This window comes from Mycobacterium sp. NGS17, from assembly GCF_059813205.1.
Map to the genome: position 1 here is coordinate 213,021 of NZ_JCALED010000007.1, position 25,117 is coordinate 238,137.

Genomic DNA, 25,117 nt, shown 5'->3' on the forward strand with positions numbered 1-25,117 from the left:
CGCGGGCCACGGGGCCAGGCCCAGGTAGCAGCCATGTCAGCTGGCGGTGCGGGCCGCAGCAGTGTGTGCGGCATAGTCGATCAACACCGCGTCCATCCCGTCACGGGTGATGTACTCGGTGCCGTCGAGCATGGCCTGGATCGCTGAAGCCCGGATCAGGTGAGCCAGGCTGCCGATCATGCCGCCGGTGCGCCGATGCAGGTAGCGGGCCTGAGCGATGAGGGTTCCCGGTTCGTGGCGGTGCAGTCGCAGGGTGCCTTCCATCGCGGCGATGAGTTGTCGCCACTCTTTGGCGTCGGGGAACGCGCTGGTGTGGATGACTCCGCAGCGCCCGGCGAGCTGTCGTCCTCGGGTCCCGGTGAACAACCCGGAGCGTTCCACGTCGATCCCCGCGTAGACGAATGTTGCCGGCAGATGTTCGGTGAAGTACTTCAGATGATCAGACAGTTCCTCACCGGCGCGGGTATCCAGATTCAGGTTGTGGATCTCGTCGACCACCACGATGTCGGTGCGGGCGTCGATGAGCACTTGGCAGACCGCATCGGAGATGTCGGTTACGTTCATCCGCGGATTGAGCAGTGGCAGTCCCAAGAATCGGGCGAATTCCATCGCCAATTTCCGTGGTGACCCTTTCGGAGGGGCCGTCACATACACCACCGGAATTCGGCTCTCGTCGCCGGGAAACTTTGTGTGGGTGCGTAGTTCGTGAAACCGGCCCAGTTGCTTGATGGCTGTGGTCTTTCCGGTCGCCGCGCCGCCGGAAATGATCAGTCCCCGCCGTGCTCCGATCTCACGCTGGTTGAGCAAGGTCAGCAGCCGGCCCTGGTGGGTGATCGCTTCGATCGCGGAGGTGGTGACCACCACCAGCTCGGAATGGTGCGCCACACGGGCCTCGTTGTAGGCCGTGCGCTCGTCATCGCCGAGGCTGGCCCATGCGTCTTCGTCGAGCAAAGCGAATTCCGGTGGGTCCGCATCAACAAAACGCCGCCAGCCTTCCAACGTCGTGGTGGGCTGGCGACGATCTTCGAGCTGACCGACCGCGGCAATCTCGGTCACAGCCGCCATGTGTGGGCCTCCTTACGCGCGTCGAACACCGGCAGGGGTATAACCTCGGCCATGTCATCGTCATCGTCGATGGACGCACCGTGGGCAGCAGCCCGCGCCGGCGACGGCGCATCGCGCTCCGGTGACCGCGGTGGGGCCGGCCAGGTCGGGCTCGCGCTGGCGGCGCTGGACCGCCCGGTCACCCGCCGCTCGGCTTTCGATCGATCTGCAGGTCCGGCTGCGGCCCGATCCATCAAGTCCTCGGCGATTGCTGCGATCTCGGCTTCCCGAGCCTTCTGGGTGACTCTACGGTCGGCCACCGTGCGTGCGTGGCGCCACAGCGTTTCACCGAACGGAACCGGGGCGCTGCGCAGGTATGTCCAGGTCGCGGCCAGCCAGCCGTCTTCGTGGTGATTGCGCACCCAGATCCGTGAAACGTCGTAGGGGTCGTAGTGCACCTCCCACTTCCCGTTGTGGGCATCGACGCCGGAATGCTGGCGCCGGTATGGGTTGAGCGCCTTGGCGTCATAGGTACGGTGGTTGATCCGGATCCCGTAGCTGTTGATCGTGCGCCACTGGACCGGAAGCAACTCGATGTAGTCGTCGGCATCCAAGGGCACCGGCACGTAGCCGGCCACCTCGACCAGCGCGGCGTATTTCTCATTGGGAGTCAACGCCTTACCGGGGTTCACCGGGTCCCGCAGCCCGTCATGGGGACGGTTCTGCCACACCGCGATGATCCATTCGTCCAACAGCGCCTGCAGCTCGACCATCGACCACACCGCGTCCTGCTCGGCGTTCTTGCCTCGCCGTTCCACCGAGGAGCCCACGTACCCCGCGACGTACTGCGCGAACAGGGTGCCTACCGACTGCAGGGTGCGTTCGATCTTCGGTTTGTCCGTTGGGCAGTCCGGATGGGCCGGCTGCAGATTGATGCCCAACGTGCAGCACGCTTGCCGAAACGTGTTGGACAGATACGCTTTGCCATGATCGCAGACGATTGTCTCTGGTGCGATCACCGGCCGCGCCGCGGCGTCGGCCAAACGTTTATCAACATCGGTCATGCTGTGGTGCGGCAGCACCGACCGTGACATCCGCAGCGCGTCAGCCCAACCCGGACGCATCGGCTCGGGCGTCAACGCCCGCGCCAGTAGCAACGACGCATCGACCGCCTTGGTCGTCGGCCGCAACACCGCCGCCGGGATCGATCGGGTCGCATTGTCGACCATCCCGGTCAACTCGACCCGATCGACCAGGCCGTCATCGAGGACCACCCGAACATCCAACGGGGTGGAATCGATCTCCACCATCTCACCGGGCCGCACCACGGTAATCGACCCGAACGGGCCGTCGGGCTGCTTGGACAGCGATCGGCGCGTGCGTGCCGACCCGAAGGTGTGCCGGCCTTCGGCGAGCCGTTTGACCAGCCGATAGAAGGTCGGCTGCGACGGCATCGCGGGCGCATCATCGGCGCCATAGGTGACAACCAACGCCTTGGCGACCTGTCGTTGCAAACGCTGCACCGTTCCGGTCGACAGATCAGTCTCGCCGTCGATGGCGTCGCGCACCGCGACGACGACGCGTTCGTCGACCCGGCCAAACACCGGCTGGCGTCGATTGTGCCGCCCGTCGACGACCCCCAGAAGGCCGTCACGCTCATAGGAAAATCTGCGGCGCTGCAACGCATTCCGGCTCACCTTGTGGCCGGCGGCGCGCAACTCCTCAAGCTTGGCCAGCTCCCGTTGACGCAGTGAACGCTTCGCTGTGTCGAACTGCGGGCGTGGTCGCGTGCCAGGGGCCACCCCGGGCTGGCGGCCAGTCAGAACTTCCACGATGTGGCGCTCCCACCAGCGAGCCTGCTCGACGGCTACCTCCGGGATACCGGCCAGCATTTCCTCCGAACACAACGGCGGCCGCGAGCCCGACACCAACTCCAGGGTCGGATCAGTCAACAGTTGCGATAGCGGCATCACCATCTGCTGACCGACTGCGTCGACCAGTCGAGCCGACCCCGATAACAAGGTCACGACAGTGAAAACACCTGCCGATAAACGGATTTCGTCACCAACTCGGACGATACCCGTTCTCACGTCAGGTTACCAGCCTGTCCCGAAGGCTATCCGCGTGTCATCAGCGAGCGTCGCACCGGACAAGTCGGCAACCAAACGGCCATGCCAGAGCAGATGGTAAAGGACGGGCAGCACCACCAGGGGAGTCCCTACTGCCAGCACGCCCGCCATCAACGGACTCGGGCGGGCGAAGACCTCGGCCAGGCGGTCAGCCAGGCGCATCCGCAATACCCGTGGATGCCGATAACCCGACAGCCAACGCAAGTTCGCCCTCAACACCGGATCAAGAGCGCCGACACGGCGATAATTCCAGCCCACGGTTTCACACGTCGCCGCTGATCGATCAAACACCTCACGGTCGGCGTCAGGGACCCGATCATCTTCCCGAACGTCGACCACGACAACAGATCCGTCGCGTCGACGCACGAAGTAGTCAGGAGCATGCCGGGTGCCGTCAGGCCAGTGAATCCAAAACGGTTGAGACAGCACACCAATGACGTCTGGATCGGCGTCGAGCGCCATCAACTGGTCACGTTCAACCCACGATTCATGACCAACATGAGTCCCCGTAGTGGCGAACCACCACAGGCCGGGATAATTGCGCTGACCACGAAACGACGGAAAGTTCCGCACTGGTGAACACTCCAGCTCGAACTGCGATGCGGCACACCGGTCGAGTCGTTCACGCACGAAGCCTTCGCGGGTGTTGAACTCCAAGTCCACAGCACTCGCCACGACCTGCTCAGCCGACACCGCCGCCGTCAGCACATATAAACGCTAAGCCCGGTGCCCCAGATTCAATGAGAAAGACACGCACTTACCCCAGATTCGATGAGAATGCCCCAACTACGGTGAGAACGGACAACAAGCGTGCCCAAAGGACGCACGGGCCAATGTAATTCGTCACTGTGACATATTGAGGTCGTTACGGCGCCGGGAAGGCGGAAGGGGTAAACGGCCTCTTGCTTGCACGTGCGCGGCGGTGGAATGGCGACGGTCGAATCGTCCGCTCGGGCGCATCGACCTGCCACTAGTTTGTAACCAGCTTGGGCTTTGCAGCCGGTGCGCGGCGGCAGCGAGCTGAAGCGGGCATGCTTTCCTGAACCGACGGCCATGCTGTTCCTGAACCGGGTTATCACCTTTTACCGATAAGCAACACTATGTCAACTAATGTCGGTCCCCGCTGACATGCTCTGACCATGACGACGACTCGTCCGGATCTGGAGTTGATTCGCTGCTCTCCCACCTACGGGTGCGGTCAACTCAAACCGCGCAGTCGGATGGCACGGCGCCGCGCGTCCGATGCGCTGTGTATGGCGTGCTACCAGCGAGCTCGCAGATCCTATCAGCGTCCTGCCGAGATTCGGCGTGCGAATCTTTGGGCCAAGTATCGGATCACTCCCGAGCAATATGACGAACTGCGGACGATGCAGGACTATCGGTGCGGCATTTGCGGCGTCAGTGAGGCCGACATCGACCTCACCCGAGTGGGTGGTCGCCCGCGTAGCGATGGCCAACCCCTACTCAAGGTGCCGCTGGCCGTCGATCACAATCACAAGACGGGGGCTATTCGCGGGCTCTTGTGCCCGTCGTGCAATGCCGGACTCGGCGCGTTCGGTGATGACCCCCGCCGACTCCGTGCGGCGATCACTTATGTAATGCGTGCTCGACCACTCACGCGCGAACCGGACGCCTGAACTGATCGCCCGGCGTCCGCCAAGAGCGGTCCGCAGTCCGGCGAAATGGCCACGGGCTAGGACGCGTTGACCTACCACAACGAGACAGTCGAAGAAGCCTATGCGTCATGCTGCCGCCGTCGAAAGCCCCGCAGTGGCAGTACTCAGACTTTTCACCGAAGTCGCCAATGTGGCAACTTCGGATCCCCGAGATCAGCGATCGGACCGAATCCGCACTGCCCCATAGCATTCTGCATCGCGGAGCTCCGCCGAAACTGGTTCGTGGCCAAGTTCGGTCGCGGTCATCAGAGCCTATCCCCTGCCGCGGCTCCTGATGCACTCCTCCGCCCTGCTATCCGTGCCGCTGCGTGACGTGCTCCCAAATCGGCGGGGTGGTCAGTGTGCCGCGCCGCCATCGAGAATCAGCGTCGCTCCCGTGAGGTAGCCCCCGTCGTTGCCTGCGAGGTAGACCACCAGGCCGCCCGCGTCGCGTTCGGGGTCGCCGAGCCGGCCCATCGGCAGGCTTTGCACCAGTGTTTCCAGATGGTCTTTCTCGTGGTGGGCCAACGCTTCGGTGAGGATGGCCGGCAAGATGCAGTTCACGGTGATCTGGTGGGGAGCCAGTTCATGAGCGGCGGTCAAGGTGAGGCTCCGGATCGCTTCTTTGGTCACGTTGTAAGGAGCCAACAACGGCTGCGCCGATAAGGCGACAGGCGATCCGAAGTTGATGATCCGTCCGCTTCGTTGCCGTTTCATGTGCGGCAGCGCCGCTTTCATGGCATACAGGGTTCCGTAGAACCCTGACCGGAAGGTCAGGTCCCATTCCGCGGCGGTGACATCCTCGAAGGGCGTCTTGGGCGGCGAGATGGATTTGATGTCCGGCCTGGCCCAGGACTGGGCGGCGTTGACGAGGATGTCGACCGTCCCAAACGTCTCTACGGTCTGCTCCACCGCAGCGTCAACCTGTTCTTCCTCGGCGACATCGAGGGTGGCGCCGATCGCCGTGCCACCCTGCCCCGTGATCTCGGCAACGACGTCGCGCACGGTACTTTCGGTTCTCGACGCGACCATGACATGCGCTCCCTCCTTGGCAAGCCGCACAGCAATACCGCGGCCAATTCCGCGGCCCGCGCCCGTCACGATCGCTACTCTTCCGCTCAACGCTGTCATGAGATCACCTATCGTGGAATCGATTTCGGCCATGCCGTGGTCAACGCGATTGCTAGTACAAGGCCAGTGGGTTGGGTGGTTGCGCCGGTGCGAATTCGCCTCGCCACGCACGCTCGTGAATGTCCCAAGGGGTTGCCCCCGCCTCGCGTGCTTGCACCAAAAGTGCCGGGTCGACGAACTGGCCCAGTGGACGATCAGCGAATTCGGGTGAGTGCTGGAGGTGTTCGCTGGCGGTGAGGTTACTGCCGTAGTTGTTGACGTTGAGTTCAACACTGTTTCCGTCGGGGTCGAGGTAGTAGAACGCTGTTTGGAGGCCTTCGTCGGCGGCAAGAACCGGGGTGATTCCGGCGTCGGACAGTCGTACCCATGAGCCGAGTAGTTCGTCGAGGGTCTGGTATTCGAATGCGAAGTGCTGCACGCGCGGGTGTGCGGACCGTTGCGGGTCGTCGCTGAGTCCGGGCAGGCTCAGGATGGCCATCCGGTGGTGGATTTCGTCGTTGGTGAGCCAGATGGCAACGACACCGGGGTTGTGGGCGTGGTCGGCCCCAGTGGGATTCTCGTTGCGGTGCATAAGGCGCATTCCCAACACGGTGCGGTACCACGCCACCATCTCGTCAGGTCGAGAGGATGTGAGTGCGATGTGTTGGAGACGGGGATGAACGATGGTTTTGGTGTTCAGCATGTGAAGCCTCCTAAGAGTGTTAGTTCAAAGTCCAATGGAGTCTCGGCATGGCCGAGCACTTTTGTGCCTGGTGGCCGGGTTATGCCTGACCTTGCGCGCCGTCAACGAACAGTTCACCGCCGGAGACGAAGCTAGCCCGGTCGGAGGCAAGGAACACCATTGCTTCGGCAACCTCGTTCGGTTGCCCAATGCGCCCGAGCGGCACACGAGCGGCCTCAGCCTCGAGCACGCGTTGAACGTCTTCAGGGCCGGCTGCCTGCTTCTTGAGCGCTGCGGTCTCGATCGGACCGGGATTGACTGTGTTGACGCGAATCCCGCGTGGCCCCAGTTCCACGGCCCACACCCGGACGAACTGCCGCAGCGCGGCTTTGGACGCCGAATACGCGCCGAAGGATGCCGTTCCCCGGGTCGTCGCGGTCGAACCGGTCACAATAATCGAGGCGCCCTTGTTCAGGAGCGGCAGTGACTTCTGCAAGGCAAAAACGATGCCACGTAGGTAGCCGACGAACGTTTCCTCAAAATGTTCCAGCGTCAGATCTCGCAACGGTGCCAACGAGCCGCCGACCGCGGTGGTCACTACGACGTCCAGCCCGGCCTGCCGCGCGCGGATCGCGTCGAATACTCCATCGAGCTCTTCGACTTTGGTGACATCATTGCGAATCGCGGTAACCGCATCGCCGTATTCAGCAGTGAGCGCGTCCAATTCAGCCTGTCGACGACCAGTGACAAAAACATGGGCCCCTTCGGCGACGAACCGGTCCGCCGTCTGCCGCCCGATGCCTGAAGTCGCCCCGATCACCAACGCCGTCTTGCCGGCGAGTTCACTCATAGTTTCGTCTCCATCTCCATGCGTAGGCCACCGTTGGCGCCTACCGAATCGGTTTGCTGTGATTGGGCGCGTCCTCCCCTGGGCTACGCGGCGCCATCATGTGATGTCCGCTAGACCATCGGAGTTCCGTCCATCGTTGCCGCCGGGATCTTCTGCGCTACGTCCCAGTGCTCCACGATGCGGCCATGCTCCAGGCGAACAATGTCCACGAGCGCGTATCGCGAGTGTCCATGATCGGCTGAGTTCGCTGCAATGTTCTCGGTGCCGTCCAGGGTGAGACTGACCCCGCTCAGTTCGGAATGGACGATAACGTAATCGCCCTCGGCGAAGGCACGTTTGATATCGAGGCGCATGTCCGGGAACTGGGCGAACAACGTTGCGATAGTGGCTTTGAGCGCCTCGGGACCATTCGCGACCGCGGCGTTGTGCTGCACGTAATCGCTGGCCTGGTAACGGTTCACCGCCTCGTCGATGCGTCGTTGGTTGAACAGCAGCTCGAAGTACTCCACCACGATTTGCTTGTTCTGCTCCGGGGTCGACATCTGATTCCTCACTTCCACAACTGGAGCCCGCTTTCCACTTAGCGTACAGTAAGTGGAAAGGTCTTTCCAGTTAACCTGGTGATCCACGGATGAAGGAGTCAGGTCGATGAGATGCACGGTGTTCGGCGCGACCGGAGGTATCGGTCGCCTGGTCGTCGACCAGTTGTTGGCGGCAGGGCATGACGTGACGGCCTATGCTCGGGCCCCGCAGAAGCTGGGAATCACCCACGAAAGGTTGACCGTGTTGGGCGGTGAATTGTCTGACCACGCGGCGGTTACCAAGGCGATTGCCGGCGCCGACGTCGTGATCAGCGCCCTCGGCCCTTCCCTGGATCGCCGTGTCGGCGGATCAGAATTGTCTGAGGGCACCCGGGCCATCGTCGCGGCCATGCGCGCCGCCGAGGCGCGCCGACTGATCGCGCTGGCCACCCCCTCGGTGACCGATCCGCGCGACCGTCCGACATTTCGGGGCCGGATCATCCCGGCAATCGCCCGTGTGTTGTTTCCGAACGGGTTCGCCGAGATCGTTTCGATGACCCAGGCCATCACCGGTTCGGATCTGGATTGGACTGTCGCGCGTATCATCCGCCCGACCGACAAAGCGGTCAAAGGGACGGCCCGCTCGGGTTTCCTCGGCGTCGACCAGGTGGGCTGGACGATGACCCGGGCAGACATCGCGGCATTCATGGTCGCCCAGATCGCCGACAGACGCTATGTGCGAGCCCTTCCGGCCATCAGCAACTAAACACGCTGTGCAACAACGCAACACATTCGCGAACAGGAAAGTACCGTGATATGCCAGCGCTGCTACCGCCGGCGACGACAGTATTCGAGACAGGACTAGAAATGACTACTGAGATCTCGGCGCCGATTCGCGTATCGCCCTCGACGACGCCAGCCACCGCAGAGTACTGCCTTAAGGTGAGGCCGTGACAACCTTGCCCGGCCCGACCGAGTCGCCGAACCTGCGACGCGACGCCGCCCGCAACCGTGGCGCCGTCCTGCTTGCCGCTCGGCGGGTTTTCGCCGAACAAGGTCTTGATGTCGCGATGGCCGAGATCGCCCGGCAAGCCGGAGTCGGTATCGCCACCCTCTTTCGCCACTTCCCGACCCGCGATGACCTGATTACCGCCGTGTTCGACGAGAAGATGGCGGCGTACCTCGATGCAGTGGAGACGGCATTGCGCGACCCCGACCCATGGCACGGATTCTGCGGTTTCGTCGAGCAGGTATGTGCAATGCAATGCCAGGACCGTGGATTCAACCACGTGCTGACAATGACGTTCCCCAACGCATGCGCGTTCGAGGCCACACGGTCAGCCGCCTATCGAGGGTTCAAAACCCTCATCTCCAAAGCCAAATCGACCGGACGCCTGCGCAGTGACTTCCGACATCAGGACCTCGTGGTCTTCCTGATGGCCAATGCAGGAGTCGTCTCCAGCACCTATGAGCTCGCCCCCGTGGCCTCGGCGCGGCTGGTCAGCTATCTGATCGCCGCCTGCGACACCACCCACCACCACACTCTCGCACCGGCGCCCAACGCTAACGCTGTCCAAGAAGCTATGCGGCGCAACATCTCTGATTGAGCTGATCAATAACCGCGCTGCAGCCCAACGGGTTCTCGCCTATCGCCACGGCTCGTCAGTTGATGATCTCGCCTCGTTCGTCGGCGCGGATCGAGGCAAGCCGGTCGGTCCACATTTGTAATGCCTGCGGCGTCAGCCGCGTCCAGTCGGTCACTTCGCGCACCACACGAAGCGGAGCTTCGCTCCGGAACGACCGTGTGGGGTTGCCCGGAAACTTCTTATCCGTGACGTTCGGATCGTTCTCGAAGGGTCCGGTGGGCACGACTTCGTAGACGTGTGGCGTGGAGCCGTCCAACGCTGCGATCTCGGCCGCGAGTCCAGCCCCGTCGCGCAGAGCAGTGAAATAGATATGATTCATGACGATCTCGGGCCGGTAGTTCGAGTTGAATCCGGCTGTCAGTAGGTCGCCGGGACGCAACGCTGCCTTGGTGCCATGAAAGAACGGGCCCTCGTCAAGCACTTCACCCACGGCCGCGACTCTACCGATCGTGCCGCCACAACCCGGACGGTACAACCTTGCCTTCGACCGTCGCCTGCGTCTCCCCGGCCTTGTTGTCCTGGATCTTGCCGTGCTCGAAGGTGGACACGAACGAATCGCCGACGCTGTTCACATCGCGCACACTAGGAACGCATCCGATGCCATGGAAGGACTAATGCCGGAATGAGTCCGATTGCCGAATTCGACTTCATCATCGTCGGAGCAGGCAGCGCAGGCTGCCTGCTCGCCAACCGGCTCACTGCGGACCCTGATCGTCGCGTGCTCTTGATTGAGGCCGGCGGCAATGATGATTGGTTCTGGATCAAGGTGCCGGTCGGCTATCTGTACACGATCGCCAACCCCCGCACCGACTGGTGCTTCACAACCGAGCCCGACCCCGGCCTCGCCGGCCGCAGCATTCACTACGCGCGGGGCCGGGTGATCGGCGGCTGCTCGTCGATCAACGCCATGATCCACATGCGCGGGCAAGCAAGTGATTACGAGCTCTGGGCACAGGCCACCGGTGACGAGCGCTGGCTCTGGGGTGGCCCGGACAGTCCCGGCGAGACACTGGCGATCTACCGGAAGTTGGAGAACTACTTCGGTGGAGCCGACGACTGGCACGGCGCCGGTGGTGAGATCCGCGTCGAGCTACCGCGGGTGCGATGGAAGATCCTGGACGCCTGGCAGGCCGCCGCCGCCCAGGTGGGCATCTCCCCGATCGAGGAATTCAACCAGGGCGACAACGCCGGCTGTGCATATTTCCACGTCAACCAACGGCGCGGCCGCCGCTGGTCGATGGCCGATGCCTTCCTACATCCCATCGCTCGTCGGCCGAATCTCACCGTCTACACGCAAACTCAGGCCTTGCGGCTTTTGCTGGACGACGAGGTCTACGAGGATCAGCGTCGCGGCGCCTGGACCACGGCGCAGCACCGCGTCGCCGGTGTGCGCCTGCTCAAAGGCGGCCACATCGTCGACGTCCGGGCACGCCGGGAGGTGATCCTGAGCGCCGGAGCTATCGGGTCGCCGCACCTGATGCAGGTCTCTGGTCTGGGCCCCGCGGGCCTGCTGAACCAGCATCAGGTGCCGGTGGCCGTCGATCTGCCGGGAGTGGGTGAAAACCTGCAAGACCACTTGCAGATCCGAACGATCTACCGGATCCGCGGCGCCCCGACCGTCAATACGCTGTACCGGAATTGGATCAGCCGTGCGGGCATGGGACTGCAGTACCTGCTGTTTCGATCGGGGCCCATGACCATGCCGCCTTCCACGCTCGGGGCTTTCGCCAAAAGTGACCCCGCGCTGGCCAGTTCGGATTTGGAGTGGCATGTGCAGCCTCTGTCGTTGCCGAAGTTCGGCGAACCCCTGCACCCGTTCGGAGCGATCACTCCCTCGGTCTGCAATCTGCGACCCACCTCGCGTGGACATGTCCGCATGGCCAGTGCGGATCCACTGACCTACCCAAAGATCTCTTGCAATTACCTGTCGACTGACGCCGATCGTCAAATCGCCGTGCGAGGCCTCCGGATGACCCGGCAGATCATGGCGGCGCCGGCCCTCGCCCGCTACCGTCCGCAGGAGTTGCTTCCCGGCCCGCACTTGGTGAGCGACACGGAACTACAGAAGGCGGCCGGCGAACTGGGTACGACGATTTTCCACCCAGTGGGTACCTGCGCGATGGGCGCCTTCGACGCCCACGGTCGGCCGCGAGCGTCCACCACGGTGCTCGACACCGATTGCCGCGTCTATCGCGTCGCCGGCCTGCGAGTCGTCGATGCGTCGGCCATACCCACCATCATTTCCGGCAACACCAACGCGCCGACCATGCTCATCGCCGAGCGCGCGGCGCAGGCGATCGTGGGGTAAGCCGTTCCCTCGCATGTCCTTTCGTGGTCATAGCCGAACGGTAACCGTTCGGTATCCATTTGGGGATGCAACCGCGTTTCGGCTAGCGCGGGCCTATCGGGAACAACAGTCACATCGTTAACATCGCGCGATGCACTGTGCGCTCCCCCCGGCCGGCGATGCGCGGCTGCCAGCGGTCTCCCGCCGCAACGCGCTGCGCTACGCTGCTGCGCTGGCCGGTCTGGGCGCCGCATCAGTGGCCTGCGGCATGCCCACGGCGGCCGCCGTCGCTCCTCCCCAACTGATCGACTTCGCCGCGCGCCAGATTCCTGCGCAGCAGATCCGAGCCGCCGGCTATAGCGGGGTGGTCAATTACGTTTCGGAGTCACGTCCTGGGTCATCGTTTGGCGCCAAGCCGATCACTCGGCCTTACGCCGACTCATTGAAAGCCGCGGGCCTCGTGATCGTCAGTAACTACCAATACGGCAAGCCGGGTGGGTCAGTCCCGTCGGACTTCACGCGGGGTTACGCCGGCGGTATCGCGGACGCACGTACCGCCTGGCAGCTGCACACCGCCGCGGGCGGCGGCCAGGGTGCGCCGATCTTCTTCACCATCGACGAGGACATCAATCGCGACACCTGGAATCACACTGCGCTGCAGTGGTTTCGCGGAATCAACTCGATTCTTGGGGTGCAACGCACGGGGGTCTATGGAGGCCTCAGGGTGTGCCAATGGGCCGCGGCCGACGGCGTTGTCGGGTCTTCGAGCACGCCTGGCCGCCGCTGGGTCTGGCAAACTCGAGCCTGGTCCGGCAATCAGGTCCACCCCGCCGCTGTTCTCTACCAGCGCGTCGTGAGCACCTCGTCCAATCCCGGGCCGAAGGTCGGTGGACTCGAAGTCGACGTCAACGACGTCCTGGCTTCCGATTGCGGCCAGTGGAATCTCCATGTCGGCCAGCCAAGTGGCGATGTGCGGTAGTGAATCAGTCGCTCCTGCGCATCCCGCCGCTGGACTGCGCGATGTTTCCGCGCGCCGCTTCGGGGTCATCTGCTCACTACTGCAGCGGTGAGTGGAAGTACCAGAGCTGGCCTTCCAAGTCTCGGGCACCCCATTCCCGGACTCCGTAGGGCTGATTTATCGGCTCCTCGATAACGTCGGCGCCCGCCGCTAGGCATCGGCGGTAGTGGGCATCAGCATCATCGACGTTGATGACGGTCATCCCGGTCGCAGCCCCCACGGTCTTTGGCGACAGGTAGTCCGACCCCGGCGGGTGCAACCAGATCACATGGCTACCTGCACTGACCTCCCCGTGAAAGTACCGGTTCTGCTCGTCGTGATGCAGTGGCCCGGGGGTAAGCCCGAACACGCGCACCAAGTAGCCATGCGCGGTCGGCAAATCGTCGTAGACGAGCAGGGCCGTAGTGCCGCGAACGGTGGGCTCCAACTTCGTCATCTCCTCAATTGTTGCGAACAATTCATTGGCGGTTGGTAGGTCGACCTCGTCCAGCGCGCTCGACATTCTCGACAACCGGGTAGCCAGCTCGGCCGCTGACCCCGCCCTCCGGCGGGTGTCCTCCAGATGCCGCTGCATCGTTTGCTTGATCTGCCATTGCGGGTCGTCGAGAACATCAGCGACCTGCTCCAGCGAGAACCCCAGTCGCCGCAGCACACAGATCCGGTACAGCCTCGCGACATCGGTGCCGTCATAGAGCCGGTGACCCGACCTCGACCGCCGCGACGGCACCAGCAGGCCGATGTGGTCGTAATGATGCAACGCCCGCACCGTCAGCCCGGTCAACTCCGCAACAGCACCGACTTTCCACACCTGATCGCCCGGTCCCGCGCGTTCGAAATCATCCACAAATCACAACGTTAGAACCTCACCTGGCGTCAGGATCAATCCCTGCGCGCGATCTCGACTCGAGCCGCCTCCCTGGACTCCATCCGAATTGACATTCGCAATGGCCCCGTGGTGGTCAGGGCTTTACAGATCGTGGAAAGAGGGCATTGGCCTAGCATTCTCACAATGAGCGACGAAAAAGATGAGCTAGCAGCAGTTCTGCAATATCTCGAAGAAGACGAGCGAACAGCCCGCGAGAATGGACGCGACGACCTGGCGGACCGGATCGCCGCCCAACGAGGCAAGCTCGCCGGTCCACCGCCGACTGATCTGGCTCAACTGTTCAACGACATTGCCGACGGGCTGGAAACAAGCATCAAAGCAGCTGGGGTCGATGACATTCTCACCGGCGACACAATCACCTTCATCCGCAAAACCGCCGAGGAGATCGACCGCCACGACCGATGACGCCAGCGCTTAGCTCACTGAAAGCCACGCGACACGACGCGCGTCAAAACCACACTTTGCGGCCAGCGACGGGGCGCCCCACCGCGCCCAGGATCCACAAGATAATGCCGACGACGACGAGAATCCCGCCAATCGTGTACAGGATGCTGAGCCCGGTGAAATAGCCGATAACGAGAAGGATGATGCCGAGGACAATCACGGTCGCTCCGATCTACGGGTTACCGCGGCAGATGCCACTCCCCTGCGCATACCCGTCGCGCCACTCCTCGAATCCTCGACTCGCCTCATCTGCCGCGCCGCCGATTCAAGCGCCCCGTTCGGGCTACAGCCCGGACGGCACGGCCTTGCCGTTCACGGTCACCTCGACTTGGCCGGTCTTCGGGTTGTATTCGATCTTGCCGTGCTCGAAGTTCGACACCAGCAGATCGCCGACGGCGTTCTGGTCGGTGACCGGTAAGCCCAACGGCCCAGCCGAGCCGTTAGAGCCGGTGACTGCAGGCGCGCCGGCCGGGTCGCGTGGGACGTTCCAGGCCTCCCGGATCTTGCCCAGGACGATATATGCGGGCGTGCCAGCCGCGTCGTTCTTGGCGACGATCGCGCCGCCCTGGAACTGCTGGAATACCACGCCGCTCTCCCGCTTTCCCGCGTTGCGGTCACCCGTCAGGGGCTTGCCGAGCGCCTTCTTCTGTTCTTCGGTTGCCGAGGAATATTTGACGGCGATCGGGCCGGTCAGGGTCACCTCCACGTCGCGTTCCCCAATGAGCTTCACCTCGGTGGGCTGCGCTGGGGTTGTAGACGTGGTGTTCATCCCGGCCTGAGGCGGTGCGGACGCATCCACACGCTTGCCATTGCTGCAGCCGGCGGTTATCAGCGCGACGGCAGCCAGGCCGACGGCTGCCGCGCGGCGGTATGCGATCGTTCTCATGGGCTTCTCTCGCGCCTTCCTGTGGTGTGCGTCAAGCCGCAGCCGACTCAGCGCCTGGCCCGGGACGATAACCGAACCATTGAGTGCGCAGGCGATCGCGGTCTTCGTAGCCCGAGTGAACTTACAACGCGGTCGTAGCCGGCGAGCCCGGTACCTCCCTTGAGGATCACCGGTGCCCGATTGAGCGCCCGCTCAGAATCGGCCAGTCTTATTCAGCAAACATCAGGTTTGAAACTCCCAGCCGTGGATACACCTTCGAGCTAACTGCCGCGCCTGAACGGTCGGCACATGACGAAGGGAGCCCGAAATGGCGTTCTCACACATCGCATCGAAAACGACGGCAGCAACCGGTGCACTGGCGGCGGCCGGACTCTTCGCGGCGACACCGGCATTCGCCGATCCGCAAGTGCTGCAGTTCGGCCAGATGGCCGAGATTTCCAGTATGGGCGGCACCATCGACTACACGGTGAGCGATTTGCAGCCCAGCGGCCACAACGACGGCGTGTGGTACTCCGACGTCACGGCAAAAGGCGTGAGCGGGAACGCAACCCCGAACATTGCCGACTTCAACGCCAGGGCCGTTAACAGCTCCACGTTCGCGGTGATGAAGGGCAACCAGACCGACGGCCTTCCCGAGGGGCCACTCCCCTTGGGAAGCCCTGTGACAGGGCGCATTTACTTCGACGTTCGCAACGGGACGAACCCCGACAGCGTCGTCTACCGGGACGCCGGCGGCACGGACAAGGTCGTCTGGAAAGGCTAGCAGCTCTCGCCTTTTCGTCGCTGGCGCGCCGTTCGTGCGCTACCCACGGGGTCTAACCGATCGCAACGGGCGGCCAGATCACCGATCTGATTCGGATGTGCTGCGGCTCGTCACGATAACGGATTCAGCTCGGCGTGGACCGTGTGACCGAATTTCGAGCGCATGAGCCGGTGCGCCGACGGCACCAATACGCCGTGCAGAAACGGATATTTCTGCCGCAGCAGGCGTGCGGCTTTCAGATTTTCAGGGCCCTCTAACAGGCGCACGCGGCCGGATTGGGTATATCCCGTTGGTTTGCCCGATGCCGTGGCGGGGCCGAATTCGACCATGGGATTACGCCGCATTCGACGCACTTTGACCGCCTGCTCGAAACTCCGAAAGTATGCGCGGTCTCCGTCCACAACGATGCTCACCGGGCTAGAACCTGGCCTGCCATCCTTACGAAAGGTGGTGAGGCTGATGGTTTTTTGCCGCACGAACGGCGCCAACGCCGAATTGGTCGCCGTGCCAACGGCGCCCACAACATAGCCGAGTTGGCGCAAGCGCAGCATGAACGCCAGTGACAGCGCAACCGACACCGCTCCGAGAACCCACGCTTGCGCGGCCGAGCCCCCCTCGTCGAGGTCCACAATGTGGTTCACCGTGTGCACGGTGTTGGCCACGATGAAGCCGGCGAGCGCGGTGGCCAGCGCATCACCCCAAACCAGTGCGAGCAGCAGGATGACGCCGAGGCCGAGCTGGAACGCTCCGACGTCATGCAGGAAGTGCCGGTGTGCGCCAAATCCGACGGCAGCGGCGAATGAAGACGGGTCAATCAGGCACCAGATTCCGATCCCGGCGGTGGCCCCTCCCACACCCGATGTCATCGCGACCAGGTACAGCCGCGCTAGCGTATTCCAGCGATTCATCATGCCGCCCTTCCGACAGAGGTCTTGTTCTCTTAGTCGCTAGACGGAGTGTGTTGTCGATATGTGACGTCAGGCTCGACGCCATTGGCCTCCCCGCGCCGCAGCCGATTCATGCCGGCTGGTGTGCGTGGACGGGCTCAGACATGCAGGGCGGGCCGGTAGACGAGCTCTTGGATATTGCCGTCGAGCGTTCGGCTTTCGATCAGCTCGAGGTCGAAGTCGGCCGCGCCCCGGAATATCGGGTCATCACCGGTCTGACCGGTGATCACGGGAAAGAGCGTCACCTGGACCCGGTCGACCAGGCCGGCGGCCATCAGCGCCCGGTTCATCGACAGGCTGCCGTGCGAGCGCAGCGGGACCTCGGACTCCTTTTTGAGTCGGGCGACGACATCGACGGCGTCGCCGCGCACAACGGCCGCGTCAGGCCAGTCCAGAGGCCCATCCAGGGTGGTTGACACCACCGTCGCCGGCAGCTGCCTCATCCGCGTGACCCACGGGTCACGCACGTCGGAATCCTCGGAGCTCTCGGCCAGCATTTGCGTGAACAGCCGATATGTGTTGGCGCCGAAGACCATTCGCTGCTTACCGCCATACAGCCCGAGGCGGCGGTCGAGTAATTCGGGGCCCTGCTTGCCCCAATAACCGCCCCAGTCGCCGCCGTTCACGCCGCCGAAGCCGTCGAGGCTGGAAAAGACGTCGAAGGTATAGGTGGCAGTCATTGCTGGTCTCCTCGAGTGCGATCGATGGCGTTTGGCGATACAGACTGAAAGCCATGGCGAAACTAATCGCGTCCAGCTGGTCGCGGTCCCTGCTGCAAGGCAGGCCCTGGTTTCGGCGGAATCATGTGTGGGCATTCGCAGGCATGAGCTCGCTACGATCCATCTGGTCTCTCGCTGCCGCCGTCGTAACGGCCTGGGCGGGGATGATCTGCGCACCCGCCCCCGCGGCCTCCGCCGAGCCATGTCCCAACGTAGAAGTGGTGTTTGCCCGCGGTACCGGCGAGCCGCCTGGGGTAGGCGGGATCGGGCAGGCGTTCGTCGATGCGCTCGGGTCGCGAGTGGGCGGCAAATCGGTCGGGGTCTATCCGGTCAATTACCAGGCCAGTAGCGACTTCAACGGCGGCCTAGCTTTCGCCAGAACCGTTGTGGACGGGATCAGGGACGCCGGCACACATATCGAGTCCACGGCGTCGACCTGCCCGAACACCAAAGTGGTGCTTGGCGGGTATTCGCAGGGCGCTGCCGTGGCGGGCTTCGTCACTTCGGCCGCAGTGCCCAAGGAAGTGCCGCAGGAGTTCGCGTCCTATGTACCGCAACCGCTGCCTCCCTCGGTGGCTGATCATGTGGCCGCGGTCGTCCTTTTCGGGACACCTTCCAACGAGTTCCTGCGCGGCGGCGGCGCGCCGCCCATCACGATCGGCCCCCTCTACGCCAGCAAGACCATCAAGCTGTGCGCCGCCGATGACAACATCTGTGATGGCGCACCTCCGGGGCCGCCGGGACTGGCGCACACTCTCTACGCGGCGAACGGCATGGTTGATCAGGGCGCGGATTTCGCTGCGCAACGTCTGTAGCGCGCGTCGTTTCCCACCCGAGTCGGGCGCCGGTCATCGTAGGCTTTGGCAATGCGTTCGTATCGTCGCGCCGCCGGGTTGATCGTCAGCATCGTTCTGGTCGGCGTCGCCCCGACGGCGTGCACCAAGAGCACTACCGGACAAGCGGTACATACCACTAGCGGCGGGGGCACCACCCCACCGATCGCGACGTCTTCACCACCGGCGTCAACGTCCACGGCGCCTACCGGCCAGCCGGTCGGCACGGCGGTCATGAAGGTCAGCGGCGGCAGCGCGCCGGTGACCATTCGTTACCGGATCAACGGAGGTCCAGAGCAGACCGAGTCCAATGTGCCACTGCCGTGGGAAAAGCAGTACCCCGTCTACAACGAGGTTGAGTCACAGGTTAGCGCCGACGGCGGTGACGCCGCCCTCACCTGCACGATAATCATGGATGGTGACAAGCTCGTGTCCCTGAAGAGTGAGCCGCGGCCCACCTGTAGCTTCGCCTACTGGGGTTAGCCGGCAACGCTATCGGGCTGCTCGCCGTCAGCAGGTCGCTCGTGGGCGGTTGACGGCGGCGGCGGAACCGGTGGCAGTCCGCCCTGATATATATCGAGATACGGTGCGGCGTAAGGGTTTTTCCATGGCTGCACGCCGGCTCGACGCCTTCGCACGTAAGTCACCGTCAGTGCCCCGCAGGCCACGATGAGAAAGCCGAGCAGTAACGCCTTGGCGACCAGCAGCGCAGTCATGGAGCGAATCCTAGCCTTCGGCGGGCGCACGCGGCCTGCCGCCGCGACGCATCAGTGAGGCAATGTGCAGCGACCACTGAGGCTCGAGAGATGCCTGAGACCACTGTGACCGAGTAACCCAAACCATCCCCCGACACCCCGCCCACTGAACGCCGATTGTCTCCCCCGTGCCATATCTTGGATCGTCGCGAGACGCGATCGATCGAGACGGAGGGCATGTGCTGGACGACGACACCACGCTGTCGCCTGCCGACCTGCTCGAACTCAATCGTGGCCTTCAGGGCTCGCCGACGGTCCGCCTGCTGGCCGCGCTGAACCTCAACCTCTACGCCACCCTGATGGAGCGCCAGCTCAGCGGCGGCGTGGTCGCCGAGACCGACCTCGTCGTCCGCCTCGAACGCGACCTCGCCGAGATCGATCAGGCCGGCGAGCAGTCCGGCCTGGCCCTGATCAAGTCTTGGGCCAGCCAGGGCTGGCTGCACCGGGTCGCCGACCAGCGCTCCGGCGTCGAACGCAACCTGTGTTACCTGACTCAGGAGGCGCGCCGGGCACTCGACTTCCTCCGGGGCATGCGCCGGCAGGACACCATCGCGACCGGCGGCTCGATCAACGGCATCGCCTCCCGCCTCAAGCAGGTCGCGTTGCGGGTCGGAAATGACCGCGACCGCATCCGCACCGGCCTCGAGGCCGAAATCGTCGCGCTACAAACCGAACTCGACGCGCTCGACGACGCCGGCCCGACGGACGACCATGACGTCGACCTCACCGACGCCTATGACGAAGCCCACGCCATCGCGTTGCAGATGGAACGTCTGATCACCGACATCGGCCAGTACGGGACGATGATCGAACGCGCCACCGCGGCCCTCGACGAGCCGATCGACAGCAACGCCGAGTACCGCGACCGGCAGCGCCGCATGTACGCCGACTACGAGGCCGCCTGGGACTCCCAGGGCCGTGACTCGCACCGCGCCTTCCTGCGCATGATCAACGATCCCGATCAGCGTGCGGAGTTCGAGGCCGACGTCGCCGCGGTCGCCGCGGCTCTCCCCGCCCTCGACCCGGCGCTGCGCAAGGTGATGGCCGGCTTCTTCGAACTTGTCGGTCACCAGATCGACGAAGTGGAACGCATTCAACAGCGCTGCGCGCAGCGCGTCAAACGGTTCACCGCGTTCGGCACCCTCGAACAGAGCCGCGGCGTGGCCCGTCAGCTCAACGAAGCCATCGGCGCCGCCCGCAACCTGCTCAAGACATCGCTGACCGATTCCCGGCTGGACATCGAACTCCCGCTGGCTCGCCACGCGTTCAGTTCGGTTGGCGCACTGAGCTTTCGAATCGGCGACCTGTCCAACCCCAAACCTGCCCACATCGCCGAGGGCGACGTCGACCTGAGCAGTTTCGCCGCGTTGACCACCCAAGTCGACGCCCCGGCGATGTCCGAGATGATCAACGCCGCGATCAGCTCCGGGACGAGACTATCCTTGCCCGACGCAGTCGCGATGCTCGATTCCGCCTACCTCGGGCACGTCATCGTGCTGTGGTCCTGGGCGCTCAAACAACCGGAGTCCGGACAGGTCTCCGAGTCGGTCACGGTCCGCTTTCAGTCTTTGGACGGACGAGACCGCGAAATGGAGGTTCCGTACTTGAGTTTCACCGAACCGGTCTCCAGCCTGATGGAAGCAACCGCGTGACCGTCGAAGAGGCCTTTCAAGACATCGCGGGCTACAGCGGGTTCTCCGCACTCCCCCAGGTCGACCAGACCGCCCGGCCCCCGCACCAACGCCGGCCCCGATTCGACGGCGACGTGTCCGAGCTGCCCGATCGGGCCTGCTGGGCGCTGCAACAGCTGCTGACCCGCCGCTACATCAGCGCCGAGACCGACCGCGACATCTACACCTGGGTGCTCGAATACCGCGCCCAGCTGTCGGTCAGACTGTCCGAACTGGACCTGTTGCTGCGGGTCGTCGAGGGCGCCTTCGAGCCTGACGGGGTCGCGTTCGTCGAACAGGCCCGCTACGAATCCGCCCGGGGCGTAAAGCTTTTGCGCCGTGAACCACTCGGCACCTACGACTCGATCCTGGCGCTACACCTGGCTCAGATGATGCGTGCCTCGGGCGATCAGGCCGTCGTGATCAGCCGCGACGAGATGCACGGGCTGTTCTCCGGTGTCCTCAACGATGTCGACCGCGACGCCGTCACGTTCACCGCACGCATCGACGGCGCGGTCGCCCGGTTGGCGTCGTTGGAGATCCTGCGCAAGACCCGCGACGACGAGGACAGCTACACCGTCAGCCCGGTCATCAACGCCGTCATGACAGCCTCGGTAATCACCGAGCTGCAGCAGCAATTCGAAATCCTCCTGCGCGGCGGCGCTGCCCAAGAACAAGTCGCAGCCGACGAGGAGGACCGCCGGGATGACTGAACAGTTCCACTTGTCGCGCCTGCAGGTCATCAACTGGGGTGTCTTCGACGGGTATCACTCCATCGGATTCAGCGAGGGTGGCGCACTGATAGCCGGCGCCTCTGGCAGCGGCAAATCCTCACTGCTGGATGCTATTTCGCTGGGCTTCCTGCCGTTCAACCGGCGTAACTTCAACGCCTCCGGTGACACCACCGCCGCCGGGTCGAGCGCGGGCCGGCGGACCGTCGACAAATACGTTCGCGGCGCTTGGGGACAGCGCAGCGATGGCGGCACCAGCAAGGTCATGTACCTGCGCGGTGACGGCACCGCCTGGTCGGCGATCGCGGTCACCTACCGCAGCAACGCGGGCCGCACCGTCACCGGCCTGGTACTCAAATGGCTCACCGGCGAATCGCGGTCGGATTCCTCGAGCCGGTTCGTGCTCGCCGATGGTGACCGCGACATCGAGAGCGTCTGCAACCGCTGGGCCGCCGGCCGCTTCGACGCGGCCGTGTTCAAAGACGACTGGCGATTCTCCACCAAGGTGGAATCGCAGTACCTCGCCCAGCTGTACGCGACCATCGGCATCCGTGCGTCCGACGCCGCGCAGCAGCTGCTCGGCAAGGCCAAATCGCTGAAAAGCGTTGGTGGGCTTGAACAATTCGTCCGGGAGTTCATGCTCGACGAGCCCAGCAGCCTGACCCGGCTGCCCGAGGCGCTCAAGCAGATCGACCCGCTGGTCGACGCTCGCGAACTGCTGGCCGTCGCGCAACGCAAACGCAAGATCCTGGGCGACATCGAGAAGCTCCAGCTGCGCTACGCCTCGGAGTCCTCCGACTTGGGCATCATCGATCTCGTCGACCAACCGATGGTGCGCGCCTACACCGATCACGTTCGGCTCGCACAATGCCCGGCGCAGATCGAATCGCTCGACGCCACCATCGATCAGCTGGGCAACGAATACGAAGACGTCACCCGCCAGCTCAATCTCGCCAAGGCCGAAGGCGATTCGCTCAACGCGCAGATCAGCGGATCCAGCACCAGCTTGGGCCCGCTGCAGTCGCAGGTAGCCGGCGCCGAGGCGCACGCCGAGCAGGTATCGCGCCGGCGCACCGCCTACGAAGCGATGCTCAACACGCACGGCCTCGAAATCCCGGACACCGCCGAGGAATTCTGGAATCTGCGCGAGGAACTCAGCACGCGGGCCACCGAGCTGTTGGCCAAACTGGACCGCGGGCGGGAAGCGTCGACCGATGCCGAGTACGCCCAAAAAGTCGCCCGCATCGCCCGCGACGACGCCGCCCGAGAACTCAAACGGGTCGAGCGCGTCGGCTCGGCGCTTCCGGAGTTCGCGCTCACCATGCGCGAACGCATCTGCGCCGCTGTGGGTATCGACCCCCGTCAGCTGCCATACATAGCCGAGCTGATGGATTTGCGGCCAGAGCAGAGCCGGTGGCGCGTCGCAGTTGAAAAGGTGCTGCGCGGTGTGGGTCTGCGCCTGCTCGTGCCGGACAGTCAGTACGCGGCGGTGCTGCGGTTCGTCAACGAGACCAACATGGGTGGCCGGCTGCAGCTGCATCACGTCCGCGCCAAGTTCGTCGGCGCTGAGGTCACCGAGGCGGACCCGAACACGTTGGCCGGCAAGCTGTTCGTCGTCGACCCGACCCATGACTGCGCTGCCGAGGCCGCCGACGTCGTCGCCGCCGCCGGTGATCACATCTGCGTCGACACCCCCGACGTGTTTCCTCGCTTCCGCCGCGCCGTCACCGACACCGGCCTGTACAAGGACTCCGAGCGGCTGGCCGTCAAGGACGATCGCCGGCCGCTCAAGCAGGCCGACTACATCTACCAGGGCGACGTCGCCGCCAAAGTCGACGCGCTGACCGTTGATTTGGCCAACGCCGAAGAAGCGTTTCGCCGGGCCCGCAGCGTCGCCGACGATATCGCCGCCGAACGCCAGCAGTGGCGGGACCGGGCCGCGGCGTTCAAGGCGATCTGCGATCAGTTCGAGCAGTGGACGCACGTCGACACCGACACCGCCGACGGGCACGCCGACCGGCTGCGCGAGCAGTTCGAGATGCTGCTGGCCGACAACCCCGATGTCGAGGCGCTCACCGCCCGCGCCGAGGAGTGCTGGGAACAGATCCAAACCCTGATGACCCGTCGCGGCGCCATCCAGACCCGCCGCGACGACCTCGACGGCCGTCGCACTCGGCTGCTCGAGCTGCAGGAACGGCTCGCCCCGGCATTCGTGTCCGAACCGCTGACCGACCTGTTGAACCGGTACGCCGCCGACGTGCCGGTTCCGCTGGACATGCTCAACCCCGAACCCCACCGCGACGCGGTGTTCACCGCGATCCGGCGCCAACGCGAACAACTGCGCGAAAGCCGCAGGCGCTCTTACGATGAACTCGCGCGCATCCTGAACACATTCGACACCGCGTTCCCCGACGCGATCCCCAACGACAGCGACGTGTTCGACGAACGCGTGCACGATTACGTCGCGTTGTGCCGCCATATCGACGAGCGGGAACTGCCCGAGGCCTACGAGCGCATGATGCGACTGGTCACCGAGCAGGCGCCCGACGCCATCCTCACCCTGCACCGGGTCGCCGAGCAGGAGGCGCGGCGGATCAGCGAGCAGATCGAACGGGTCAACACCGGCCTGGGCGCGGTCGAGTTCAACCGCGGTACCCGGCTGACACTGCGTGCCACCCCGCGCAGCCTGACCGCGGTTGCCGAACTCACCGAGATCGTCCGGGCCATCTCACGGCGCATCGCCGAAGTCGGACTCGGCGACAAGCAGGCAATTTTGGACCAGTACGCCGACATCCTGCGCCTGCGCAATCGACTTGCGTCGACGGCACCCGAAGACAAGGCCTGGACCCGGGACGCCCTCGATGTCCGCAACCGGTTCACGTTCGACTGCGCCGAGTGGGATGTCGGCGGCGATGAGCTGATTCGCACACACAGCAACGCCGGCGACAACTCCGGTGGTGAGCAGGAGAAGCTGATGGCCTTCTGTCTGGCCGGCGCGTTGAGCTTCAACCTTGCGAACCCCGAAAGTGCTGACAACAGACCGGTTTTCGCCCAATTGATGCTGGATGAAGCCTTCTCCAAGTCCGACCCGCAGTTCGCTCAGCAGGCTCTGCAGGCGTTCCGAAAGTTCGGCTTCCAACTCGTCATCGTGGCCACCGTGCAGAACGCCACCACCATCCAGCCCTACATCGACAGTGTGGTGATGGTGTCCAAGCGCGAAGCCACCGGCCGCAACGCCCGCCCGGTGGCGACGGTGAGCACCAAGACGATCACGGATTTCACCGCGCTGCGCCACGAGATGCGGACCTCTGCCGCACTGGTCCCGGTCGGGGTGTGAGGCTATCGGCCGCGAACGCATCTTGGGATCGGTAGCCGGGCCAAAACGCAAAACTTTCGCAAGCTTTCGGCGTTGAATAGCAGAGCGAGAGGACAATGCCATGGGCACGACCAGAACCCTGAAGAAAGTAGTGGCCGCGACCGCATTGTCGGGCGGCCTCGCGGTGCCCGGAATGTGGCTCGCCGTGGGTAGTGCCGAGGCGCA

The 25,117-nt window shown here is 64.1% G+C and carries 27 protein-coding genes; 12 read left to right on the forward strand and 15 right to left on the reverse strand.

Going from position 1 to position 25,117, the window contains the following annotated elements:
• Positions 1–36 precede the first annotated feature (36 nt).
• From AC5Y7E_RS17180 to AC5Y7E_RS17190, 3 genes are all read right to left on the reverse strand, one after another.
• On the reverse strand, positions 37–1,065 hold the full coding sequence (locus AC5Y7E_RS17180) for a TniB family NTP-binding protein (protein ID WP_473140604.1): 1,029 nt from the start codon (positions 1,063–1,065) through the stop codon (positions 37–39).
• Entirely contained in the window at positions 1,053–3,014 is a 1,962-nt protein-coding gene (locus tag AC5Y7E_RS17185; protein ID WP_473140626.1) for a Mu transposase C-terminal domain-containing protein, read from the reverse strand. The genes AC5Y7E_RS17180 and AC5Y7E_RS17185 overlap by 13 nt, the downstream gene beginning before the upstream one ends.
• Positions 3,015–3,140: 126 nt before the next feature.
• Positions 3,141–3,881 carry a TnsA-like heteromeric transposase endonuclease subunit gene (locus AC5Y7E_RS17190; protein WP_473140605.1) on the reverse strand — a complete coding sequence of 247 codons (741 nt, stop codon included), beginning with the start codon at positions 3,879–3,881 and terminating at the stop codon, positions 3,141–3,143.
• A gap of 659 nt (positions 3,882–4,540) precedes the next feature.
• Here AC5Y7E_RS17190 and AC5Y7E_RS17195 point away from each other — a divergent pair.
• On the forward strand, positions 4,541–4,810 hold the full coding sequence (locus tag AC5Y7E_RS17195) for an endonuclease VII domain-containing protein (protein ID WP_499950081.1): 270 nt from the start codon (positions 4,541–4,543) through the stop codon (positions 4,808–4,810).
• A 375-nt stretch (positions 4,811–5,185) separates the two neighbouring features.
• Here AC5Y7E_RS17195 and AC5Y7E_RS17200 read toward each other — a convergent pair whose 3' ends face one another.
• The 4 genes from AC5Y7E_RS17200 to AC5Y7E_RS17215 form a co-directional block, all read right to left on the reverse strand.
• A complete protein-coding gene (locus AC5Y7E_RS17200; protein ID WP_499949954.1) occupies positions 5,186–5,992 on the reverse strand; it encodes an SDR family NAD(P)-dependent oxidoreductase in 807 nt (268 codons plus the stop codon).
• 19 nt (positions 5,993–6,011) lie between these two features.
• Positions 6,012–6,641 carry a VOC family protein gene (locus AC5Y7E_RS17205; protein ID WP_499916265.1) on the reverse strand — a complete coding sequence of 210 codons (630 nt, stop codon included), beginning with the start codon at positions 6,639–6,641 and terminating at the stop codon, positions 6,012–6,014.
• A 79-nt stretch (positions 6,642–6,720) separates the two neighbouring features.
• Positions 6,721–7,470 carry an SDR family NAD(P)-dependent oxidoreductase gene (locus tag AC5Y7E_RS17210; RefSeq protein ID WP_499949955.1) on the reverse strand — a complete coding sequence of 250 codons (750 nt, stop codon included), beginning with the start codon at positions 7,468–7,470 and terminating at the stop codon, positions 6,721–6,723.
• 110 nt (positions 7,471–7,580) lie between these two features.
• Positions 7,581–8,012, reverse strand: coding sequence for a nuclear transport factor 2 family protein (locus AC5Y7E_RS17215; RefSeq protein WP_499949957.1), 432 nt, complete (start codon positions 8,010–8,012; stop codon positions 7,581–7,583).
• A 106-nt stretch (positions 8,013–8,118) separates the two neighbouring features.
• Here AC5Y7E_RS17215 and AC5Y7E_RS17220 point away from each other — a divergent pair, with 106 nt between their 5' ends.
• Both AC5Y7E_RS17220 and AC5Y7E_RS17225 read left to right on the forward strand, forming a co-directional pair.
• A complete protein-coding gene (locus AC5Y7E_RS17220) occupies positions 8,119–8,757 on the forward strand; it encodes an NAD(P)-dependent oxidoreductase (protein WP_499916270.1) in 639 nt (212 codons plus the stop codon).
• A gap of 193 nt (positions 8,758–8,950) precedes the next feature.
• Positions 8,951–9,598, forward strand: a complete 648-nt coding sequence (locus tag AC5Y7E_RS17225; RefSeq protein WP_499949958.1) for a TetR/AcrR family transcriptional regulator — start codon at positions 8,951–8,953, stop codon at positions 9,596–9,598.
• A 55-nt stretch (positions 9,599–9,653) separates the two neighbouring features.
• Here the strand turns inward: AC5Y7E_RS17225 and arr are convergent, their stop codons facing one another.
• Positions 9,654–10,067 carry an NAD(+)--rifampin ADP-ribosyltransferase gene (gene arr / locus AC5Y7E_RS17230; protein ID WP_499916274.1) on the reverse strand — a complete coding sequence of 138 codons (414 nt, stop codon included), beginning with the start codon at positions 10,065–10,067 and terminating at the stop codon, positions 9,654–9,656.
• A gap of 10 nt (positions 10,068–10,077) precedes the next feature.
• Positions 10,078–10,209 (reverse strand): hypothetical protein, encoded by a 132-nt coding sequence (locus tag AC5Y7E_RS17235; protein ID WP_499950089.1) that lies wholly within the window; start codon positions 10,207–10,209, stop codon positions 10,078–10,080.
• Between the two features lie 50 nt (positions 10,210–10,259).
• Between AC5Y7E_RS17235 and AC5Y7E_RS17240 the strand changes: the two genes are divergently transcribed.
• Together AC5Y7E_RS17240 and AC5Y7E_RS17245 are read left to right on the forward strand one after the other, a co-directional pair.
• A complete protein-coding gene (locus tag AC5Y7E_RS17240; RefSeq protein ID WP_499949959.1) occupies positions 10,260–11,945 on the forward strand; it encodes a GMC family oxidoreductase in 1,686 nt (561 codons plus the stop codon).
• 130 nt (positions 11,946–12,075) lie between these two features.
• Entirely contained in the window at positions 12,076–12,903 is an 828-nt protein-coding gene (locus AC5Y7E_RS17245; protein ID WP_499949960.1) for a DUF1906 domain-containing protein, read from the forward strand.
• 76 nt (positions 12,904–12,979) lie between these two features.
• On the opposite strand, the gene AC5Y7E_RS17250 is transcribed toward AC5Y7E_RS17245, so the two are convergent.
• Positions 12,980–13,786, reverse strand: coding sequence for a MerR family transcriptional regulator (locus tag AC5Y7E_RS17250; protein ID WP_499949962.1), 807 nt, complete (start codon positions 13,784–13,786; stop codon positions 12,980–12,982).
• 165 nt (positions 13,787–13,951) lie between these two features.
• Between AC5Y7E_RS17250 and AC5Y7E_RS17255 the strand changes: the two genes are divergently transcribed.
• A complete protein-coding gene (locus AC5Y7E_RS17255) occupies positions 13,952–14,233 on the forward strand; it encodes a hypothetical protein (RefSeq protein ID WP_499916283.1) in 282 nt (93 codons plus the stop codon).
• 43 nt (positions 14,234–14,276) lie between these two features.
• Here the strand turns inward: AC5Y7E_RS17255 and AC5Y7E_RS17260 are convergent, their stop codons facing one another.
• Positions 14,277–14,432: a hypothetical protein gene (locus AC5Y7E_RS17260; RefSeq protein ID WP_499916285.1), complete on the reverse strand. Its 156-nt coding sequence runs from the start codon at positions 14,430–14,432 to the stop codon at positions 14,277–14,279.
• A gap of 123 nt (positions 14,433–14,555) precedes the next feature.
• Positions 14,556–15,158 (reverse strand): LGFP repeat-containing protein, encoded by a 603-nt coding sequence (locus AC5Y7E_RS17265; RefSeq protein ID WP_499949963.1) that lies wholly within the window; start codon positions 15,156–15,158, stop codon positions 14,556–14,558.
• A gap of 307 nt (positions 15,159–15,465) precedes the next feature.
• On the opposite strand from AC5Y7E_RS17265, the gene AC5Y7E_RS17270 reads away from it, so the two are divergent.
• Positions 15,466–15,921 (forward strand): MPT63 family protein, encoded by a 456-nt coding sequence (locus tag AC5Y7E_RS17270; protein ID WP_499949964.1) that lies wholly within the window; start codon positions 15,466–15,468, stop codon positions 15,919–15,921.
• Between the two features lie 110 nt (positions 15,922–16,031).
• Here AC5Y7E_RS17270 and AC5Y7E_RS17275 read toward each other — a convergent pair whose 3' ends face one another.
• Both AC5Y7E_RS17275 and AC5Y7E_RS17280 read right to left on the reverse strand, forming a co-directional pair.
• Positions 16,032–16,832, reverse strand: coding sequence for a PPOX class F420-dependent oxidoreductase (locus tag AC5Y7E_RS17275; protein ID WP_499949965.1), 801 nt, complete (start codon positions 16,830–16,832; stop codon positions 16,032–16,034).
• A 134-nt stretch (positions 16,833–16,966) separates the two neighbouring features.
• Entirely contained in the window at positions 16,967–17,548 is a 582-nt protein-coding gene (locus AC5Y7E_RS17280; protein ID WP_499949967.1) for a dihydrofolate reductase family protein, read from the reverse strand.
• A 143-nt stretch (positions 17,549–17,691) separates the two neighbouring features.
• Here AC5Y7E_RS17280 and AC5Y7E_RS17285 point away from each other — a divergent pair, with 143 nt between their 5' ends.
• Positions 17,692–18,402: a cutinase family protein gene (locus AC5Y7E_RS17285; protein WP_499950082.1), complete on the forward strand. Its 711-nt coding sequence runs from the start codon at positions 17,692–17,694 to the stop codon at positions 18,400–18,402.
• A 51-nt stretch (positions 18,403–18,453) separates the two neighbouring features.
• Positions 18,454–18,903, forward strand: coding sequence for a hypothetical protein (locus AC5Y7E_RS17290; protein ID WP_499949968.1), 450 nt, complete (start codon positions 18,454–18,456; stop codon positions 18,901–18,903).
• On the opposite strand, the gene AC5Y7E_RS17295 is transcribed toward AC5Y7E_RS17290, so the two are convergent.
• Positions 18,900–19,136, reverse strand: coding sequence for a hypothetical protein (locus tag AC5Y7E_RS17295; protein WP_499949970.1), 237 nt, complete (start codon positions 19,134–19,136; stop codon positions 18,900–18,902). The two genes, AC5Y7E_RS17290 and AC5Y7E_RS17295, sit on opposite strands and share 4 nt — an antisense overlap.
• Positions 19,137–19,357: 221 nt before the next feature.
• Here AC5Y7E_RS17295 and AC5Y7E_RS17300 point away from each other — a divergent pair, with 221 nt between their 5' ends.
• From AC5Y7E_RS17300 to AC5Y7E_RS17310, 3 genes are read left to right on the forward strand one after another with little or no spacing between them, the layout of a single operon-like run.
• Positions 19,358–20,827 (forward strand): DUF3375 family protein, encoded by a 1,470-nt coding sequence (locus AC5Y7E_RS17300; RefSeq protein WP_499950083.1) that lies wholly within the window; start codon positions 19,358–19,360, stop codon positions 20,825–20,827.
• Positions 20,824–21,558: a DUF4194 domain-containing protein gene (locus AC5Y7E_RS17305; protein ID WP_499949972.1), complete on the forward strand. Its 735-nt coding sequence runs from the start codon at positions 20,824–20,826 to the stop codon at positions 21,556–21,558. Before AC5Y7E_RS17300 ends, AC5Y7E_RS17305 begins: the two co-directional genes overlap by 4 nt.
• Complete coding sequence (locus AC5Y7E_RS17310) at positions 21,551–24,913, forward strand: ATP-binding protein (protein WP_499949974.1); 3,363 nt, start codon at positions 21,551–21,553, stop codon at positions 24,911–24,913. The genes AC5Y7E_RS17305 and AC5Y7E_RS17310 overlap by 8 nt, the downstream gene beginning before the upstream one ends.
• The last annotated feature ends 204 nt before the right edge of the window (positions 24,914–25,117 follow it).